At 40.8% G+C, this 4,355-nt stretch carries 2 protein-coding genes; both read right to left on the reverse strand.

Features of this window, described 5'->3' with window-relative positions; genetic code table 11:
• Positions 1 to 599: 599 nt before the first annotated feature.
• Positions 600 to 1,847: a PQQ-binding-like beta-propeller repeat protein gene (locus AAC037_RS20465; RefSeq protein WP_339905221.1), complete on the reverse strand. Its 1,248-nt coding sequence runs from the start codon at positions 1,845 to 1,847 to the stop codon at positions 600 to 602.
• A gap of 99 nt (positions 1,848 to 1,946) precedes the next feature.
• On the reverse strand, positions 1,947 to 3,902 hold the full coding sequence (locus AAC037_RS20470; RefSeq protein ID WP_339905223.1) for a beta-galactosidase: 1,956 nt from the start codon (positions 3,900 to 3,902) through the stop codon (positions 1,947 to 1,949).
• Positions 3,903 to 4,355: the final 453 nt, after the last annotated feature.

Below are 4,355 nucleotides of genomic sequence, written 5' to 3' on the forward strand. Positions count from 1 at the left end.
CACCCCTGCCGGGGTTGCGTTTAATTTTAGGATGTAATACTTTTCAGCGATAGCCGTCAAAAACTAGTAAGCGCTAATTTGAATGGTAAGGTGTCGGAGGAAATAAACTAGACAAGCGAATTAAAAGAGATTTTGTCAGCATTGTTGCAGAAAAAAAGCAACAATACCGCCAAAATCGTCCTGCATTTTTAACATTTCCAATGGTGAAATCTCGGTTTATTGAAGTCTTTTAGACTTCTTTAATTACCCTACCATCCATCATGTCTAAGGTTACCTGAAATCAATGAGCATCTAAATAAAAAATCCCTAGTAGACGTAGAGGAATTTATTGTCCGGTATATTAAACCCGAAATATGCAATAGACATTCTATTACGTGCTGAAATCGCTTTAAAATACCCAATCGTTGCTGCTTTCAATTTACCCATAGCGGTGCTATGCTAAAATCTCCTAACAGTCTGATTTTCTTGCGATTACAATACTTCCCGTAAACACGGGACAGGCATCACCCCTGACCTTGTCAGGGCGGAGAAATCCTATTTCATAATCCGAGTTAAAACGCGTCCCCTGAGCTTGTCGAAGGGAACGCGTCAGATAAATGTTAGTCTAACCGGGCTGAAACCAAGAGGCTTTGTTCAGTAGTGTAATAAATTTCATCTCCATAGATTCTAAAATACCTTTCACCAAAATAATCTTCTAGACGATTGATGGCAAAGGGAATGATCGAAGTGTCGAAAGGATAAAGCTCCTTTATCTCTCTTTCGGAAATGGTCTGCCCATTTTCTACATTGATTTCATAGAGGAAGTTGTTTTTTGTATAAAGAAAGAGCCTTTCCTTTACCAAAAACAATTGGCCTACATCTCTATTCTGAATCTCAGATTCCCATGTTTTGGATTGGGAAGGCCAGTTAAAGGCTACCACTTTTCCGGACTGATTGTCGTGGTAGATCAAGGACTTCTTGCTTTCCAAATGAAGCATATGGGTCAGGTCGAGGGTATTGTTATTGAAGCCTTCAGGGTATTTCCATTCCGCTACTCCGGTAGTAGGTGAGCGCAGGATAAAATTATTCGGGCTAACACTCAGGATGCTGCTTCCAAGATCTACTGCAAAGGAAGAATAGATGAGGTGTCCAAAGTTGGGTTCGTCATAGTTGAGAACCTCCCAGTTTTCATTACAAGTATTGGGATTTATGGAAAGCAAATTCCTTCCCCCGCGAACGACCATCAGTACCAGCTGCTCACCTTTAAAAAGGAAGTTTCTAATATTGTCTACTACTAATTCCTCACATGCAATCTCGTCATTCCCTGTTTCCAAACTTACCTGATAAAGGGATGTTTCCCTTTTTCTTAAGCCAAACCAGTTACCATCTACCTGCCCGGAGGGGAATGTTCCGGAAGGCTTTTCAAAGAGCACATTTCCATCTGAAGGATCCACTTTGATTACCGTGGGATTATTGATATCATAGGTCATGGCCCAAAGGTGATCTCCAATTGTTTTCATGACATAGGGTACGCCTATACTTGCTTTGTTAATGGTCCAATTGGTCTCCTGGCTGTTTTTGTTCATGGATACTATGCCCTTGCCACTGTAGGGGCTGTATAGGTAGAGGTTGGTTTCTCCCACATGTAAAAAAGGGGAAAAGGAGCCACCAATTTCATCACCTTCTTTATTGATAGACCAGTTGACTGTAAAAGGCAAATCAGTGGGGTCTTCCAGTACTACCTCTTCTTCTTCCTCCTCTTCTTCCTCTTCGTCATCAATCGTTTTATTGACATCATCCGGGGAGATGCAAAATTGAAACAGTAGCAATAACAATAGGGGAAAATAAGTTCGTAATAAAAGTTTCATGTTGGTTAAAATGTATGGTTGTATGCGTCTAATTTCTGCAAATTATAAAAAAAACTCCATAAGGTTCAAATAAACAGTGTTTTAAATTTAAAAGGTGATTTATAAAGGGTGGACTCGATAAAGGACGGTGGACATGACATCCATCTTTATAGTGATTTGGTTGGTGGAATCTGCCATCACTTTATTAGTAAAAGGGTCAATAACCCGGGCAAAATAGGGGAGCTGAATAATTTTTTCACCACCATCTATAGAGTGCAAGCTCAGCCAATTTCTACCAACATAAATGATGTCTTCCGAAGTTATGTATTGATGAACACCGGCTTCTGCCCAGATTTTCTTTAGTTCAGAAGGCTTCCATTGTAACTTTTCCGGAAGAAAGTTTTCGGTTTTTCCTGGGAGGTTAAGCGTTGTTCCTTTATCGTTGGTCCACAATACGGTTTTGCCCAGCTTCTGCAACTTTTTGATTAGTGCAGTTTCTTTATCTGTTAATTGAAGCAAGCCCATTAGCCATATTACTTGGTATTGACTGAAGGCAATCTCCTGAATGTCTGTCCTTAAATAAAGGTCATAGGAACTACCTGTTTTGGCTATTGGATACCGGTTAGACAATATTTTTTCAGTAAGCCTACCATAACTTTTGTCCCAAAATGATAGTTCTTCATCTACAATTACCAATACACCAGGCTTCATCTTTTCCGGGTTTTTAGATGGGAAATCTTGGTGAAATTGCTGGGTTTTTTCCAAGACCTGAAGCATTTCCGGATCGCTGAACCAGCCTCCCCACATATCAAACCACCAGCCTCCATAGCCATAGGCCAACATTCGAGCTGCATTTTTCCATAATAAAGCCACTGAAGTTTTGAGGCTTTTGGGGCCAAGCCAAACGCCCCCTTCATATTGTCCCGGAGGAGCAATTCCCTGGGATTGGTCTTTTAGCAAAGTAGTTTTTGAAGTCCGGGTATCATTCTCTGCCAACCAAAGTTTGCCATGTTTGTGAACGGAATTAATGGCGGACATTGCCGGCCAATCTTCACCTACCACCCTGTTGTAGACATTTGGGCTAGACAAGTAATCCAAGTCCGGGCTTTCCAATAATTTGGACAAGGCACCATGTCCTCGCCTTGGATCAGTGACAAAGTAATGGTAGCCATAAAATGCCCCTGTTAATAAATATCCATCGCTTTTCCCTTTGACAACCTTACAGAAATAGGCAATATTATCCGCCATTACCTCTGTATGAAATCGATAGGTATCAATATAATTGGTGTCATTGTCAGGGTCTCTCCATGAAACTTCGTCGACTGCTTCATCAATATTGGTCAATTGGGCATTGGCAAAAGTAACATTAGGATTATTCCAAGCAGCTCTTAGGGATTTGACCGAAGTATACTTTTCCTTTAGCCAGTCTCGGAATGCTTGTAACCTGACCGGATTTAGGTCTTGGTACTGCTTGGGATGATAGAACCATTCTTCTGTAAACCCGCTGGCCACGTGTATACCCGCTAAATGGTTACGGTATTTGGACTTCAGCAACCAGTCCAAACAATCCTCCAAGGCTACCTTAGTATGCTCCCTCCATTCTTGGGAGGCAAAGCTCTGGCGAAACAAGCTACCATCCGGTAGCTGTGCCGCAGCTGAGGGATTGGCTAAAGTCCACCAGCGGGGAGGGTCCAAATATAGTCGAATGACTACCTTGGCTTTGGGATCAGCACTAAGTATTTTTTCAAAATCTGTTTCAATGCTTGAAAAATCATAATGACTTTCACCTTTCCAGATAGCATTTCTAAAAGCACCTATGCCTGAGGAGGTGTTGATGCCTCCTTCTCCCAAATAAGCAGGAAAATTGTACAGGTGGATCCCTGTGGCTGCTATTTCCCTATAGTATTTCTCTTCCCCTAAGTAAGACATATAAGCAAATGGCGGGTGGTTTTCTCCATCGATAAGTAGAGACGGACTACCATTTTCCCAGCGGACTTCGGTTTTAATTTGAGCCCTAATAGGATGCGTAATTATAAGTAGGGAAGTAAGGACAATGAGGTGGTGGAGCTTTTTCAAGGTTTGGGTTAAAATAGGGCAATAGTTTGTCATATTAAATGAAGTAGGAATCCGGCCAAAGTGAGTAATTGTCAAAGCTTCTATTGAAAAGGTTAGCCTTGGGGATAAGTGTAAAACGATTGATTGGTTAAAAATAACTTGAAAAGGATGGTTATTCTAGAATTTATCTTCAAAATATTAGGCTTTTTGTGTAAGGTGAAAAATTATAAGGCATTATTCTCTTACTTTATTCATAGAAAAGTTTAGTATAGAGATGTGCTTCTGATCCTATTTTGGTAATTTGAGGAACACAAAAATAAAGGACCATGGCATATGATGAACAACTTGCAGATAGGGTTAGGGAATATCTTTATGAAGTTGGGCAAATGGAGGTTGAAGAAAAAAGGATGTTTGGAGGGCTAGCATTTTTAGTCAATGAAAAGATGTGTGTGAATGTAAGCGGCCCAAGGCTTA

The sequence above is a fragment of the uncultured Cyclobacterium sp. genome, from assembly GCF_963976465.1.
Taxonomy (GTDB): domain Bacteria; phylum Bacteroidota; class Bacteroidia; order Cytophagales; family Cyclobacteriaceae; genus Cyclobacterium.